This is a genomic window from Mitsuaria sp. BK037, from assembly GCF_014193045.1.
Taxonomy (GTDB): domain Bacteria; phylum Pseudomonadota; class Gammaproteobacteria; order Burkholderiales; family Burkholderiaceae_C; genus Roseateles.
Genome location: NZ_JACHYS010000001.1, coordinates 1,608,507 through 1,623,770, shown reverse-complemented (window position 1 = coordinate 1,623,770; position 15,264 = coordinate 1,608,507). Strand labels below are relative to the sequence as shown.

At 72.0% G+C, this 15,264-nt stretch carries 10 protein-coding genes; 1 reads left to right on the top strand and 9 read right to left on the bottom strand.

The window, feature by feature from the left end; all coding sequences use genetic code 11:
* Positions 1–42: 42 nt before the first annotated feature.
* The 7 genes from FHT37_RS06685 to FHT37_RS06655 all read right to left on the bottom strand — a co-directional run bounded on the left by FHT37_RS06685 (position 43) and on the right by FHT37_RS06655 (position 11,649).
* Positions 43–2,664, bottom strand: a complete 2,622-nt coding sequence (locus tag FHT37_RS06685) for a 2-oxoglutarate dehydrogenase E1 component (RefSeq protein WP_183479658.1) — start codon at positions 2,662–2,664, stop codon at positions 43–45.
* Positions 2,665–2,686: 22 nt separating this feature from the next.
* Positions 2,687–3,010: a winged helix-turn-helix domain-containing protein gene (locus tag FHT37_RS06680; protein WP_175538274.1), complete on the bottom strand. Its 324-nt coding sequence runs from the start codon at positions 3,008–3,010 to the stop codon at positions 2,687–2,689.
* A gap of 200 nt (positions 3,011–3,210) precedes the next feature.
* Positions 3,211–6,423, bottom strand: a complete 3,213-nt coding sequence (locus tag FHT37_RS06675) for a histidine kinase (protein WP_183479656.1) — start codon at positions 6,421–6,423, stop codon at positions 3,211–3,213.
* Complete coding sequence (locus FHT37_RS06670; RefSeq protein WP_141225288.1) at positions 6,407–7,048, bottom strand: response regulator transcription factor; 642 nt, start codon at positions 7,046–7,048, stop codon at positions 6,407–6,409. The genes FHT37_RS06675 and FHT37_RS06670 overlap by 17 nt, the downstream gene beginning before the upstream one ends.
* Positions 7,049–7,166: 118 nt before the next feature.
* Positions 7,167–8,300 carry an ABC transporter substrate-binding protein gene (locus FHT37_RS06665; protein WP_091724681.1) on the bottom strand — a complete coding sequence of 378 codons (1,134 nt, stop codon included), beginning with the start codon at positions 8,298–8,300 and terminating at the stop codon, positions 7,167–7,169.
* Positions 8,301–8,436: 136 nt separating this feature from the next.
* The gene (locus tag FHT37_RS06660) at positions 8,437–9,993 is read right to left on the bottom strand and encodes a methyl-accepting chemotaxis protein (RefSeq protein WP_183479654.1); all 1,557 of its coding nucleotides are present in this window, start codon (positions 9,991–9,993) and stop codon (positions 8,437–8,439) included.
* A gap of 72 nt (positions 9,994–10,065) precedes the next feature.
* Positions 10,066–11,649: a glycoside hydrolase family 28 protein gene (locus tag FHT37_RS06655; RefSeq protein WP_183479652.1), complete on the bottom strand. Its 1,584-nt coding sequence runs from the start codon at positions 11,647–11,649 to the stop codon at positions 10,066–10,068.
* Positions 11,650–11,866: 217 nt separating this feature from the next.
* Between FHT37_RS06655 and FHT37_RS06650 the strand changes: the two genes are divergently transcribed.
* Complete coding sequence (locus tag FHT37_RS06650) at positions 11,867–12,670, top strand: polysaccharide deacetylase family protein (protein ID WP_183479650.1); 804 nt, start codon at positions 11,867–11,869, stop codon at positions 12,668–12,670.
* A gap of 15 nt (positions 12,671–12,685) precedes the next feature.
* On the opposite strand, the gene FHT37_RS06645 is transcribed toward FHT37_RS06650, so the two are convergent.
* Both FHT37_RS06645 and FHT37_RS06640 read right to left on the bottom strand, forming a co-directional pair.
* A complete protein-coding gene (locus tag FHT37_RS06645) occupies positions 12,686–13,846 on the bottom strand; it encodes a GGDEF domain-containing protein (RefSeq protein ID WP_183479648.1) in 1,161 nt (386 codons plus the stop codon).
* A 243-nt stretch (positions 13,847–14,089) separates the two neighbouring features.
* Positions 14,090–15,055 carry a hypothetical protein gene (locus FHT37_RS06640; RefSeq protein ID WP_183479646.1) on the bottom strand — a complete coding sequence of 322 codons (966 nt, stop codon included), beginning with the start codon at positions 15,053–15,055 and terminating at the stop codon, positions 14,090–14,092.
* Positions 15,056–15,264: the final 209 nt, after the last annotated feature.

Below are 15,264 nucleotides of genomic sequence, written 5' to 3'. Positions count from 1 at the left end.
CCTGCAGACGTGACGTCGCATTCTTACGCAAGTGCGGCGGAATCAGCCATCCAGGGCCTGCCGCACCAGGTCCGCCTGCTGCTCGCGGTGCAACACGGCCGACGCGGTCGCCCCCGCCGCGGAGGGCGCCCGCGAGACCTCGCGCAGCGTCACGCCGGCCGGCAGCAGCGCCGACAACTCGTCGCGCACGAAATGCCACGCGCCTTGGTGCCGGGTTTCCTCCTGCGCCCAGACCGCGATCTCCAGGCCCGGATAACGCCGCAGCACGGCGCCCAGTTCATCGCTCGGGAACGGGTAGAGCCGCTCGACGCGCACCAGCGCAATCTCGGCCGCCCGCTCGGGGGCGTACACCGACATCGCGTCCCGTCCGTCGCGCAACTCGTAATGCAGCTTGCCGCTGCACAGCACGACGCGCCGCACGACGGCCGGATCGGCCGCGACCTCGTCCAGCACGGGCTCGAAGCGACCGTCGGCGAGCATCCGGACCGGCGTCTGGCTGCGCGCGTCGCTCATCAAACGGGTCTTGGGCGTGAGCACGATCAGCGGCTTGCGCCGCGGCGTCATCGCCTGGTCCAGCAGCAGGTGCGCGTACTGGGCCGAGGTCGACGGGCAGGCGACGCGCAGGTTGTCCGCGCCGCACAGCTGCAGCATGCGGCCCAAGAAGGCGTTGGACTGCTCCGGCCCCGCGCCCTCGTGCCCATGCGGCAGCAGCAGCGTGAGGCCGCTGGGCAGGCCCCATTTCTCCTCGCCGCAGCTGATGTAGTGGTCCAGGAAGATCTGCGCCCCGTTGACGAAGTCGCCGAACTGCGCTTCCCACACGGTCAGCGTGTCGCGGGCCTGCACGCTGTGGCCGTACTCGAAGCCGAGCACCGCCTCCTCGGACAGCAGGGAGTTGTGGATCTCCAGCCGCGCGCCGCGTCGCGCCGCGGGTGCGAGCGGTGTCCAGCTCGACGGCGCGGTGTCGGCCTGGTTGTGCCAGACCGCGTGCCGATGCATGAAGGTGCCCCGTTGCACGTCCAGCCCGGACAGGCGCAGCGACACGCCGGCGCGCAAGGCCGTCGCACAGGCGAGCGCCTCGGCCGTGCACCAGTCGACGCCCAGGTGCTCGTCCGCCGCGAGGGCGCGTCGACGCACCAGCAGCGCGGCCAGCATCGGATGCGGCTCGAAGCGCGGCGGCGGCGTCGTCAGCAGCGTCAGGGCGAAGCGCACGGCGGCCGTCGTCAGCGCGGCCGTGGGCTCGCCGTCCACGGGCGAGGGCGCGGCGACGCTCCCGGTCCGTTCGGTTTCCCGCACGGCGTGCGCGGTCGCGTCGTGGCCGAGCGGCCGGGCCATCGCGGCGGGAAGGTCGCGAACCGGCCGGCCCGGCGCCGCGTCGGGATCGAAGCGGTCGCCGGTGGCCGCCAAGGCGCGTCCCTCGGCGACCGACAAGCGGCCATCGGCCACCAGCCGGTCGGCGTAGAGCGCGGTCACGCTGGCGCGACGCGCCAGGCGTCGATACAGGGCGGGGCTGGTCAGCGCGGGCACGTCGTGCTCGGAATTGCCGTGGCGCCGATAACCCACCAGGTCCAGCACCACGTCGGCCGCGAAGCGGGCGCGATAGTCCACCGCCAGGCGCGCGGCCTGCAGCACCGCCTCGGGATCGTCGGCGCCGACGCGCAGCACCGGCGCATCGATCATCCGGACCGGATCGGTGCAGAAGCGCCCGGCCATCGGGTCCATCCGGTTGGGTTCGGTGAAGCCCAGCTGGTTGTTGATGACGATGTGCAGCACGCCGCCGACCTCGTAACCCGGCCGCAGGCCGAGCGCCAGCGTCTCCATCACCACGCCCTGGCCCGCGAAGGCGGCGTCGCCATGCAGCACGACGGCGATGCTGCGCTCACGCCCCGGGCCGTCGGCGCTGCGCGCCGCGCGGGTCCGGCCGAGCACCACCGGATAGACGCTCTGCAGGTGGGACGCGTTGCTCGCGAGCGCGACCCGCAATTCGCCTCGCGGGGTGTGCAGCCAATAGTCGCCGCCCAGCTGGTGGACCAGCTCGCGCTGGCGTTCCGGATGGACCGGCTCGGTCGCGAAGTGGTCCAGCAGCTCGGCGACCGGATGCCCCAGCAGGGTGGCGAGCAGGTTGACGCGCCCGCGATGCGGCATGCCCATGAAGACCTGGTCCACGCCCTGCGCGGCCGCCGTCTCCAGCACCTGCTCGAGCAGCGGCAGCAGCGCCTCGCAGCCTTCGAGCGAGAAGCGCTTGGCCTGCGGATGCAGGCGCGCGACATGCCGTTCCCAGGCCTGCGCATTGGCCAGGCGGCGCAGCAGCGTGGCCGCCTCCGGACCGGTCAGCACCGGCCGGTCCGACTCCATCCGGCGCTGCAGCCAGTCGCGTCGCTCGGCGCTGCGCACGGCCGAGGCGTCCAGCGTCAAGGTGTCGCAGTAGATCGCCCGCAGCCGGGCGAACAGCGCTTCGACATCGGTCGCGCCCATCACCGAACCGCCGTCGCCGGTCAGCGCATCGCCCGGCGCCAGGCCGAAGTCGGCAGGGCGGGGCGGCCGCACCCGCGAGCTCGTCGCCAGCGGGTCGAGCAGCGCATGGCGGTGGCCGTCGCGTCGGAAGGCCTCGATCAGGGCCGTGACGGCGGGGCGGGGCGCGTCCGTGCCCACACGGAAGGAACTCATGGGAGGTTCGCGCCGGGTCTGCTCACTCCAGTGCGGCGACGAAGCGGTAACCGACGCGGTGGTAGGTGCGGATGATCTCGACCGAGGGCGGCAGCGCCCCCTGCAGCACCGCGCGGATCCGCGCGATCGCCATCGCCAGCGCGCCGGGCTGCACATCCTGCTCGCCCCAGACCACGTCCAGCAGCTCGTCGGCGCTGACCACGCGGTCGCGGTGCTCGATCAGGTGGACCAGCAGGTCGAAGGGGCGCGGTTGCAGGTGACGCGACTGGCCGCTGACAACGATGTCACGACAGGCCGGCCGAACCATGCATTCACCGAAACGCCAGCTGGCGTCGGAGAAGGGCACCGAGGGTCGAAGAGGGGGTTCCGCGCGGCTGTCCGCATCAAGGCCCGTCGGGAGGAAAGCCGCATGACGCGGTGGCACGGCAATGAACATCGTGGGATCCTGAAGAGCTACTGCGAGCGTGTAGGTGAAACTCTACAGGACGATGCAATGAAAAACCTGTGCAGGAATCCGCACTTTTGCCACTTCGTGTAGTCGAACAACTACGTACCGTAGGGGGACGGTGGCGCCGCGGGCGTGCCGGGCACGACGCGCAGTTCGACCACCGTGCCCTGACCGGGTGCGCTGTGGATCGACAGCGTCCCGCCCAGCAGGCGGGCCCGCTCATGCATGCCCATCACGCCGTAGCCGGCGGGCCGGCCACCGGGGTCGAAGCCGCGACCGTCGTCGCGCACCGTGAGGATCCACAGGCCGTCGTCGAAGGACAGCGACAGGGCCGCCCGGGTCGCGTCGGCATGACGGCGCACGTTGTTGAGCGATTCCTGCGCGACGCGGAACAGCTGTGTGGCGGCCTCGGAGCCCAGCTGGCCGGCGCCCGCCGCGACGGCCACGTCGCAGGGCAGGCCGGTGTCGCGGCTGAACTCGGTGCCGAGCCAGCGGAAGGCCGCTTCCAGGCCGCCATCGAGCGCCGGCGGACGCAGTTGCGAGACCACCGCGCGCACGGCGGCGACGAGCCGGTCGACCCGCTCATGCAGCAGGTCCAACTGGCCGGCGTCGATCGAGGCGGTGGCCCGTGCGGCGCGCGCGCGCATGACGGCGATCTCCAGGCGCAGCGCCGCCAGCTGCTGGCCCAGCTCGTCGTGCAGCTCGCGGGACACCCGGGTGCGCTCCTGCTCGAGCGCCAGCGCGTTGTGCTCGCTCAGCCGGTGCAGCGCCTCGCGCGAGGCCTGCAGCTCGGCCGTGCGCTCGTCGATGGCCCGTTCGAGCGTGCGCCGGCGCGCCCGCGCGCGGCGCTGCGTCCACAGCGTCAGCGCCCACCAGAGCGCGCCGAGCAGCGCGAGGTAGGTCAGCCGCATGCCGGGCGAGTTCCACCACGGGGGCGCGATGGTGAAGGGCAGCACCAGCTCCGGCCCCGGTGGCTCCAGCGGCACGCGGCCGGCGGCGCGCAGCGTCAGCACATGCCGGCCCTCGTCCATGGCGCCGACGTCGATGGACGCGCCCTCGACCGTGCGCCATGGCGCCTGCGGCGACAGCCGGTATTCGATGCGGCGGTCGCGCGGCAGCGAGAGCGTCGGCGTGCCCAGCGTGATGCGCAGTTGGCGGTCGGTCCAGGGCACCGGCGCGGTCGGCGGCCCGCTGAACTGGTGGGTGCCGAATTCCAGCCGGTCCACCCGCAACACGGCGGGCGGGCCCGGCGGCGGCGGCCGCCGGCGCACCCGCGTCGCGCCGCCGCTGGTGCCGATCCAGGCGTCGCCGGCGGCGTCCAGCAGGAAGCTGTCGTCATTGACGTCGTTCCACACCAGGCCGCTGTCGCGGTCCAGCAGCCCCAGCCACTCGCCCTGCGGGCCGAGGCGGAAGACACCCCGTCCGGTGCCCAGCCAGATCTCGTGCCCCGGACCGCGGACCACCCACATCGGATCGGCCCCGCCGAAGGACGCCTTGGGGATACGCCGCTGCAACTGCGCGCGGTCGCCGGACAAGGTGTAGGTGGCCACGCCCCGGTCGTCCGACGCCCACAGCGCGCCGTCCGCCACCGTCGCGGTGTAGGCCGTGAGCACCCGGTCCTGCTCGTCGCGCAGCGGCACCCAGGCGTCGCCTTGCGCGCGGAAGACCTGCCACCGGACGTTGATGAACCAGTCCGTCGTGCCGTCGCTGAAGACCGAGATGGCCGGCTCGCCGCCGGGCAGGTCGGCGGCGACCGGCTCGCGCTTCACGCCGCCCCGGGGCTGGGGGATCAGCCGCTCGATCCGCGAGCGGCTCGTGACGTAGAGCTTTCCGCCATGCCCGGCCAGCAGGCCCAGCAGCGCAGGCTCGGTGAGCACGCGGCGGGCCGTCGTACCGCCCGCCTTGATGGTGTTGAGCTGGCCGCGGTCCAGCCACCAGAGGTCGCCCGCGGCATCGATGGCCGCGCCCGCCACGATGCCGGCAACGCGGGGCGCCGTGGCGGCGGAAGGGGGCAGCGGCTGGAAGCGGCGGGCCGCGGCGTCGAACCAGGCCAGGCCCTCCCGGGTGATGGCCCAGTGACGGCCACTGCGGTCCTGCAGCAGGCGGAAGACGACGTCGGACGGCAGGCCCGAGGCCCGGCTCCAGTGGTCCACGTCGCCGTAGCCGATCCAGCGATGGAAACCCTGGCCGGACGCGCCCAGCCACAGCGCGCCGTCGCGGTCCACCAGCAGGCTGCGCACGGCCGAGTCGGGCAGGCCGTCGTCGCGGGACCAGGTCTGCCAGGCCCGGCCGTCCCAGCGGGCGATCCCGGTCGCCGCGGCCATCAGGATGCCACCGCGGGGATCCTCGATGAGGGGACTGCTGGCCTCCCATTCCTGGTTCACCATCGGCGCCTCGACGGTCTCGAAGCGCTGGGCGCCGGGCGCCAGGCGGGCCAGGTGGCTGCGACCGCGCGCCCACAGGCTACCGTCCCGGCCGACCAGCAGCGTCGCCCAGGTTTCCGGCGGCAGGCCCTGCGCGGCGGACCACAGCGTCACCGCCGCCTGGCGTCGGTCCCAGGCGCACAGGCCGTCGCCGCAGCCGAACCAGAGGCGGTCGCCAAGCCGCCGCAGCGGGATCGTCTCGACGTAGCCGGCCGCCGGCGGGCGGTCGAGGGCAGCCACGGGGAGGGGCTCGGCGCGGACCGTGGACGGTCCGGCATCGCTGACCGTGGCCGTCCAGAACCGATGGTCGCGATCGACCGCCACCAGCACGCCGCGCTCGTCGACGTCGAACTGGCCGTCGAAGGCCACGTCCAGCGGCTGGCCGTCGGCGCGCCGGATCTCCACCCAGTCCGCGGCCTCGCCGCCCTCCGGGCGTGCCGCGTCGCTCGACGGGCGCCGCAGGAACAGCCCCTGGTCGGTGGTCAGCCAGAGCCGGCCGAGCCCGTCGACACGGCCGCCCCAGATGCCGTTGCCGACGGCGGCCGGCAGCGGCTCGCGATGGACCCGGAAGCCGTCGAAACGGAACAGGCCGTTCTCGGTGCAGATCCACAGCACCGCGCGCCGGTCCTGCGTGAGGCAGGTGGGGGTGAGGTTCTGCAGGCCCTCGCGCTCCTGGTAGGAGGCCAGCACGATGCGCTCGGCGCGCGCGGGCAGGGGCAAAAGCACCGCCAGCAGCGCCAGGGCGAGGGAGGCGACGACAGCGAGGAGCGGGAGACGCGCCCGGCGCGAGGCGGCGGGTGGGCCGCTTGAGGGGAGCAGGTCGAGCAGGCGCCGCGCCGGCGACACGACCGGGGCGAGCCCGGTCGCGTGCTCAGTCGACGATGCCATGGCGCACGGCGTATCGCACCAGGTCGCTCAGGGAGGCCTGGTCCAGCTTGTCCATGAGGCGGGTCTTGTAGGTGCTCACCGTGTTCGGCGCGACCTGGAGCGCGGCGGCGATGTCCACCAGCGACTGGCCGCGCACCAGCGCGACCAGCACCTGGCGCTCGCGCGGGGACAGCGATTCCAGCGGCTCCGGCGCTTTCGGTTCCTGGCGGATCAGCGCGGCGCTGAGCGAGGGGTCGACGTAGCTGCGGCCGGCGGCCACGTGGTGCATGGCGTCGATCAGCAGCTCGGTGGAGATGTCCTTGGTCAGGTAGCCGCCCGCGCCGGCCTCCAGCGCGCGGCGCGCGATGTGCGGATCGGCATGCATGGTCAGCACCAGCACCGGCAGCTCGGCATGGGCGGCATGGATGCGCTGGATCAGCTCGACATCGGTGCAGCCCGGCATCAGCAGGTCCAGCAGCAGCAGGTCGACGCCGCCCTGCGCCAGGCGGGCCATCACCTCGTCGGCGTTGGCGGCCTCGCCGGCCAGCTCGATGCTGTCATCGAGCTCCAGGACCTTGCGCAGACCCTCGCGCACCAGCGCATGATCGTCCGCGATCACCACGCGGGTCTTGGCGGCGGGGCTCACCGCCAAGCCCCCCGGTCGCGCGCGGCGGGTCCGCGGGGATGCGAGGCGGATCGCGGGAAAAGAGCCGCCCGCGCAGGGCGCGGGCAGGGGCGGTCGCTGGATATGCTGGGTGTCATCGTCAATGCACGAACTTGCCTCCGGGGCCGATCATTGTCATCTCAACCCGATGGGTGCCGGCGTGGTCGGTGGGCGAGTAGGAGATCCGGTAGCCGCCCGCGTCCCAGCCCTGCATCGACTCGAGGGCGGCGATGAGCCGGGCGCGGTTCGGTTCCTTGCCGGCGCGGCGCAGTCCTTCGGTGAAGACCTTGGCGGCCAGGAAGCCCTCCATCGACCCGAAGCTGCGGTGCGGCACGCCGGCGCGCTGCAGCGCCTGGTTGTACTCGCGCTGCAGCGCGGTGCCTTCACCCCAGGGGAAGGGCACGACCTCGGAGATCCACACGCCGCTGCCCTCGCCGCCGAGCTCATCGGCCAGCGACTTGCCGCCGACGTAGGAGGTCGCGACGAACTGGCCGGCGTAGCCCTGCTTCTTCATCGTCTTGATGAGGGCGGCGCTCGAGGTGTAGGAGGCGATCAGGATCACCGCCTGCGGATGACCGGCGGCCAGCTTGCGGGCGACGTCGGCCACCTCGGTGGCGTCGCGCTCGACGGCGGCCATGCCCACGTTCTTCACGCCGCGCTGCGTCAGCGCGCGTGTCACCGACTCCAGCGCCGCCTTGCCGAAGGCGTCGTCCTGATGGAGCACCGCGACGCTGCGCAGGCCGCTGGTCGAGAGCTGCTCGACGATGTAATCGGCCTCCTGGTTATAGCCGGCGCGCACATGGAAGATCTGCCGGTTCAGCGGCGTGCGCAGCGCCTCGGCGCCGGTGGACGGCGCGAACAGCGGCACGCCCGCCGCGGTGGCGACCGGCACGGCCGCCAGCGTCGTGCCGGTGCCGACGGTGCCGAACAGCGCGAACACGTCGTCCTGCTCGATCAGCGCCTTGGCCTGGCGGGCGGTCTCGGCGGGGTCGTAGCGATCGTCGCGGGTGCGCAGCTCGACGCGATGGCCGTTGACGCCGCCGCGCTCGTTGAGCGCCTGGAAGTAGGTCCGTGCGCCCAGGTTGTATTCCTCGGCCAGCTTGACCGACGGGCCGCTGAACGGCGCGACCTGGCCGAGCAGGATGGTCCCGGTGACCGCAGGATCGGCCGCGGCGGCGGCGCCGGCCACCGCCATGGTGGAGAAAAAGACACCCAGTGTGGAGAACATGCGCATGGCAAGACTGCTGGTTGGAAGGGGTGGCCGCAGCTTACGGAGGGACCGCGCCGCAGACATCACCGAGCGCTGACGCCGCGTTCACCGGCGCGGAAATTTGCCCGGAAGACCGCCAGCCGCACTGCCGCACTGCCGCTCAGCGCCCGAGGTGCAGCTTGAAAGCGCCGACGAGCTCGGTCAGCCGGCGCGCCTGCTGGCTCAGGCTGTCCGCGGCGGCGGCGGATTCCTCGACCAGCGCGGCGTTCTGCTGCGTCACCTGGTCGAGCACGTGCACCGCCTTGCTGACCTCGCCGATGCCCAGGCTCTGCTGGCCGGTGGCGGTGCCGATCTCGGTGATCAGCTCGGCCACCTGCCGGATCTGCCGCACGATCTCGTCCATCGTGGTGCCGGCGCCCTCGACCAGGCGCGACCCGGTCTCGACGCGGCTGACGTTCTCGCCGATCAGCGCGCGGATCTCCTTGGCGGCGGTGGCCGCGCGCTGGGCCAGCGTGCGCACCTCGCCGGCCACCACCGCGAAGCCGCGGCCCTGCTCGCCGGCGCGCGCCGCCTCCACGGCCGCGTTGAGCGCCAGGATGTTGGTCTGGAACGCGATGCCGTCGATGACGCCGGTGATGTCGGCGATCCGGGTCGAGCTGGCGCTGATGTCGCGCATCGTCGCGACGATCTCGGCCACGGCCGAGCCACCGCGGGTGGCGACCTCGCTGGCGGTGGCCGCGAGCGCCGTGGCGTTGCGCGCCGAGTCGGCGCTGCGCTGCACGGTGGAGGCGACTTCCTCCATCGCCGCGGCCGTCTGCTCGAGGCTGGAGGCCTGCTCCTCGGTCCGGTGCGACAGGTCCATGCTGCCGGTGGCGATCTGGGTCGAGCCGGTGGCGATGGACTCGCTGCTCAGCCGCACCTCCCCGACGATGCGCACCAGGCTGTCGTTCATCGAGCGCAGCGCGGCCAGCAGCTGGCCGGTCTCGTCGAGTGCGCCCACCGCGATGGTGGAGGTGAGGTCGCCGGCGGCGACCGTCTCGGCCACCCGCACCGCCTGGGCGATGGGCCGGGTGATCGAGCGCGTGAGCAGCACGGCGATGCCCACCGCCAGCAGCACCGCGATCACCGACAGCACGATCATCAGCGTGCGGGCGCCGCGGGCCAGCGCCGAGGCCTGCGCGCCGAACTCCTCCATGCTCTCCGCCTGGGTCTCGACGAAGCGCTCGACGGCCTCCAGGTAGACGGTCTGCAGCGGCAGGATGTCCGTCACCAGGAGCGTGCGGCCCTCGTCGACCTTGCCGGCCTTGATCAGGTCGACCAGCTGACGCTCCTTGTCCTTGAACTTCGCCCGGCCCTCGACCAGCGCCTGCAGCGCCGCCTTGCCGCGTTCGCTGTGCACCGTCGCGCCGAGCTGGTCGATCGCGCGACCGACCAGCGGCAGCGAGGCCTCGAGCTTGGCCAGCTCGCTGTCGACGATGGCGCGGTCGGACACGATCAGCGCGGTGCGCATCGCGCGGAGCTGCTTGTTGACCTCGTTCTCGACGGTCTGGGCCAGCTGCACCTTGACGAAGCGGTCATGCAGGATGACCTCGGTGTTGGCGTCCACCGCGCTGATCTTGGTGACGCCGATCACCGCCAGCACGATCAGCAGCGCGATCACTGCCGCGAAGCCGCCGGTCAGGCGGACACCGATCTTCAGGTTGCTGAATGCGGTCACGATGGTCTCCCTCGTTCGATGAGAGGGTTGTATCGCATCGGCAGGCCATCGCGCCACCGCGATAGCCCGCGTTCAGATCGGCGATTCGGCCAGGGGGAAGGGCGGGAAGGCGCTGTCGCAGGCCCGCGGTGCCTGGGAGCCGGCGCGCTGGTCGATCAGCTTGAAGGTCGACGACGCCGCGAAGGGGATCGTCACCGGTCCGGGGCCCAGCGTCAGGGTCGCGTCATCCGGCTGCGTGGGGCCGCCCTTCTTGCCGTCGGCGGTGAGGAAGCTCGTCGAGTCGAAGACGACGTTGTCCAGGGTCATCTTCAGCGGGTTGACGACGCTGCCGTTGCGATAGCCGCGGAAGACCAGCTTGCCGGCGCCGAACTTCGCGCTGCTCAGCACATGGATGTTCTGCAGCAGGATGTCGTTGATGTTGGGCGCGGTGCTGTGGTTGCCCGAGCTGTAGTAGGGCGTGAAGATCAGCGGCTGCTTGACGTTGCGCATGCAGACGTTGGCGAAGATCATGTTGCTGACCGTTCCGCCGACGCTGTCGTAGGTCTTGATGCGCAGGCCGTTGACCTGCGCGTCGTCGAAACCGTCGATGCTGAGGTCGTCGACCCGCACCTGGTTCACGCCTTGCGTGGTCTCGCTGCCGATCGACATGCCATGGCCGTGGTACAGGTCGTTGTGGGCGATGTAGATGTCGGAGGCCGGCGCGTCGGCGGCCTTGATCGCGATGTGGTCGTCGCCGGTGCTGATCGACGAGTGCGCGATCCTGACCTTGGAGCTCTCGACCACGTCGATGCCGTCGGTGTTGGCGGCGGTGGCCGGGGTGAAGCAGGTGCTGGGCTGGGTGGCGGCGACGTCGGGGTTGGGCGTCGTGCCGGCGGCGCAGGCGTAGTTGGGCTTGGCGTAGGCCAGCGACGGCGCCAGCACCTTGGTACCCCAGGCCACGAAGCCGGTCAGCCCGCTGACGACGACATGCGCGTTCGGCGAGTTGAGCAGCGAGATGCGATAGAGCGTGAAGTTGCTGCCGCCGATCAGGTTGACCAGGCGCGGATTGTTCTGCTTCTTGCCGGTCGCCTCCAGCAGGTTGGCGACGTCCCACCAGGTCATCTTCCCGGCGTTGGGGCCGGAGGTGAGCACCGCGCCGCCGCGTCCGTCGATGCGGCCGTCGCCGACGATGCGGCTGTTCGCGGCATTCTTCAGGCGGATCAGCGCGTTGCACGACTTGCCGTCACCGCCGGCGGTGCCGCAGCGGCCGCCGCCGTTGTCGAAGTCCTTGGGGCTGCGGGACGCGAAGAGCGTCACGTTGCTGTCGACCCACAGCGTGACGCCGCTGTTCAGCACCAGCGGTCCCGACAGGAAGGCGTTGGCGTTGCCGCTGGCGACCAGGCGCACCGCCTGGCCGGCGGGGCAGTGATTGATGGCGTCCTGGATCTGGGCGGTGTCCGGTTGCGAGTGCGTGGGATCCGCGTCGACCGAGCTCGGCAGCAGGCCGCCGGTCTGCGTCAGCGAGGCGGTCAGGGTCTTGCACACCTCGGTGGCGGTGGGCAGGCGCGGTTCGGCTGGCAACGTCGGATTGAACGAGGCGGCGTGCGCCGCCGGCAGGGCGGCCGCGCCAAGCGCGGTGACGGCCGCGAGGTGGCGGATCGAGCAGGACAGGGACATGGGATCCTTGAAGTCGGTGCGCCGGCTGCGGTGGGGCCGAGGCGGGCGCGAAGCATTGATCGGGGGCCGCAGCTTACGGAGGAGTCGCCACGCAAACATCACCGAGTTCGCACCGTCGCGTCACCGGCGTGGAAACAGGCGGTATCGGTGGATGCACCGCTTCGCAGGGCGCGCCCCTTCGCTAAGCTCGCTGGCGACCATGACCGCAGGAGACGACATGAGGAATGCATGGGGCGACGTCCCCGAGGCCGACGAGGCGCGGGCCTCGGCCCGGACGGCGCGCCGGCCGCGGCTGCGCACGGCGCGTGCGGCGTTGGCGGTGCTCGCGCTGGGCCAGGCGCTGGGCGCGGCGGCCGATTGCGGCCCGGCCGCGCTGGGCACCTCGCGCGTGCTGACGCTGCCACGTGAAGCCGCGGCCTACGGTCGCTCGCAGCACGGGCCACTGCCGCTGCAGCCGGGCGAGGTGGTGATCACCTTCGACGACGGGCCGCGGCCGGCCTCCACCCCGCTCGTGCTCCAGGCGCTGAAGGCCGAGTGCGTGCGTGCGACCTTCTTCATGAACGGCGAGCCGATGCTGGCCGATGCGGCGCTCGCCAGGGAGGTGAAGGCGCAGGGGCACAGCGTCGGCCTGCACGGCTTCCGCCATCCCCACTTCGCGTCACTGCCCGCATCGGAGCAGCTCGGCGACCTGCGGGCGGCCGAGGCCGCGTACCGCGAGGTCTTCGGCGGCCGGGCGGCGGCCTACCGCTTTCCCTTCCTCGAGGAAACACCGGTCCTGCGCGAGGCGCTCGCGGCCTCGCGCTACACCGTGATGTCGGTGGACCTGGGCGTCGAGGACTGGGAGCCCCAGAGCGCCCAGCAGATGGCCGACAAGCTCGCGCAGCGCCTGGGCGCCTCGGGTGGCGGCATCGTGCTGCTGCACGATGCGCAGGACCGCACTGCCGCGGCGCTGCCGCTGCTGCTGCGCACGATCAAGGCCCAGGGCCTGCGCGTGGTGCACCTGCAGTGGCGCGAGGAGTAGGTCCCCCGCCACGCGTCATGCGGCGCGGTCGGGCGCCTGCACTGCCATCGTGGCGAAGGCCACGCGGTTCCTGCCGTCGCGCTTGGCCTCGTAGAGCATCTCGTCGGCCCGGGCGAGGCAGGCCTCCGCGGGCGCGCTGCCGTCCGGCACCCAGGCCACGCCGATGCTGGTGGACACCGGCAGGGGCGTGCCGTCCTCGACGATCCGCAACTGCTCGACGCTGGCCCGGAGTCGCTCGGCGATGGAGCGCGCCACCGCCTCGGTGACGTTGGGCGTGTACACCAGGAACTCCTCGCCGCCGGTGCGGGCCAGCAGATCGGACTCGCGCAGCTGCGCCTTCAGGCAGCTGGCGAAGGCCACCAGGACCGCATCGCCGGCGGCGTGTCCGTACTGGTCGTTGATGCGCTTGAACCGGTCCAGGTCCAGCTGGAGGACCGCACTGTGGCCTCGCAGCTGCTTGGGCAGGCGCGTGCCGAGCCAGCGGCGGTTGCCCACGCCGGTCAACGGGTCCGTGTCCGCCAACTGGGCGAGGCGCACTTCCGCGCGCTCCTTGGAGATGGTGGCCACCATCAGGGCGATGCCGAAATGGCAGAACATCTGCACGAAGAACGCCAGCGAGAAGCCGGCGCTGCCCGCGGTGCCATTCAGGATGAACACCAGCCTGAGCGTGTAGACGCCGCCGCTGAGCGCCAGGAGCGCCGCAAGCAGCCGGCTCGATGGCAAGGCCTCGAGGCGATGATTGCGCAGCATCTCGTGGGCGCTGCACGCGAGCGACAGCACGGCGGCCGCATGGAACACGCCGGCGCGGCTCAGGTTGTCGCGGGGGAATCCGGTGACCAGCCCCACCAGAAAACACAGCAGCACCGGCGTCAGCAGGAGCCCCCAGTGGACACGGCGGCGGCCGCTCATCGCGAGGATGCCGGCGAGGAACACCGCATAGCCGGCCGTGCCGAGCAGCAGGCTGCCGTGCGTCCAGACCGCCGCCGGCAGGGCGGCTTCCTCGCCGTTCCAAGCCAGGGCGGCTCCGGCGGCCAGCATGAGGTAGGCGATCGCCAGCGCCATGAGGCCCTCGGGGCGGCATGAATTGCGACGGACGTGGACGATGGCGAACGCGCCGGCGAGCAGGGACGTGTTGTAGAACAACAGGACGGTCGGCAGATCGAGACGGGACAGCATGCGGGGACTCGGCCGGCACACGAGCGGCCGGGTGCGCGGGTCTGGCGGTTGAGGACCACCCCGCGCAGGCCGGCCATCGGTATCGAACCTCGGTGGCTGTCGCCGGGGCAGGCGATCGTGGGGCGGTCCGCATCCCGAGGGATGGGCCGCGCCCCGCGCGCATTCTCGTCGCAGAAGCTTGCCGATGGACGACCGGGCGCCGCGGCGACCCGCCGCCGCCACGCGTCCGATGCTGCCTGCCGCTCAGCGCAGCGGGGCCGGATTCGCCAGGTAGGCCTTGAACAGGCGGGCGAACTGGCCGCCGTCCGTCGTGATGTTGACCGAGCCCGCGCCGCCGCCGCTGAACACGATCGCGAACACGCCGTTGGCGGTGTACTCGGTCGGGTGGGTCAGCATGTACTGGACGTGGTTGTCGCGGTAGTGCCCCCAGGTGCCGCCGGGCGTGGATGAGGGCACGCCCATCGGCGTCTGCCAGAACAGGATGGGCAGGTTGCCGAGCTTGCCCTGCACGGCGACCCATTGGGCGAGGTCCTGATGGAAGTTGGGCGTCGCCACGTTGTTCTCGTCCCAGTAGAACGGCCCGTTGCCACGACCGGCGCACTCGGACGGAGGCGGCGAGACCTCGAAGCAGCCAGCATCGCGGTCGCTGGTCTGGGCCACCATGAAGTCGGCCTTGTCTGCGCCCAGCTTCAGCATGAAGTTGCCGACGGTGGTGGCGTCGCGGCCCCAGAAGGACGGCGGGAAACCGATCCGGGCCTTGGGCGCGTAGGTCCGTCCCAGCGCCAGCAGGCAACCCGCCATGCCGACGGCGTTGTCCGGCTGGTTCGCGCATTCGGCCACCTGGCTCACGCGCGCCGGCACCTTCGTCGGGTCGCCGCCCGGGGCGCCGGTCAGCACGAAGCCCCAGAAATCCGGCTCCAGGTTGACCAGCGTGGGCAGGTTGGTCGCGCCGATCTTCTGGTACATGAGCTTGACCTGGGCCCAGTAGGGGGTCATGAAACTCGCGTCGTTGATCGCGGCCAGGTTGCCCTCGCCCCGGCTCGCCATCTGGTAGAGCGTGAACATCGGCACCGCGCCGACGGCCGACACGTTCGCGGCCGTGTAAGTGACATAAGCCCCGTCCGGGCTGTTCCAGGTGGGCCACGCGCCGCCACCGACACCAACCAGGTAGGTGTCGATGATGTCGGGACGGATCTGCTGCGTCGTCATCTCCGCGATCGGGTTGCCGGCGCCCAGGCCGCCCAGCAGCCGGTTGGCCGTCCCCAGGGCCGTGGTGATCGAGATCGCAGGCGAAGGCGAAGGCGCGGGCGCTGGTGCGGGCGCCGGAGCGGGCGAAGGTGCGGGCGCCGGAGTGGGTGCTGGTGCCGGCGCCGGGGAAGGTGCTGGGGCCGGCGCGGGGGAAGGTGCTGGGGCCGGCG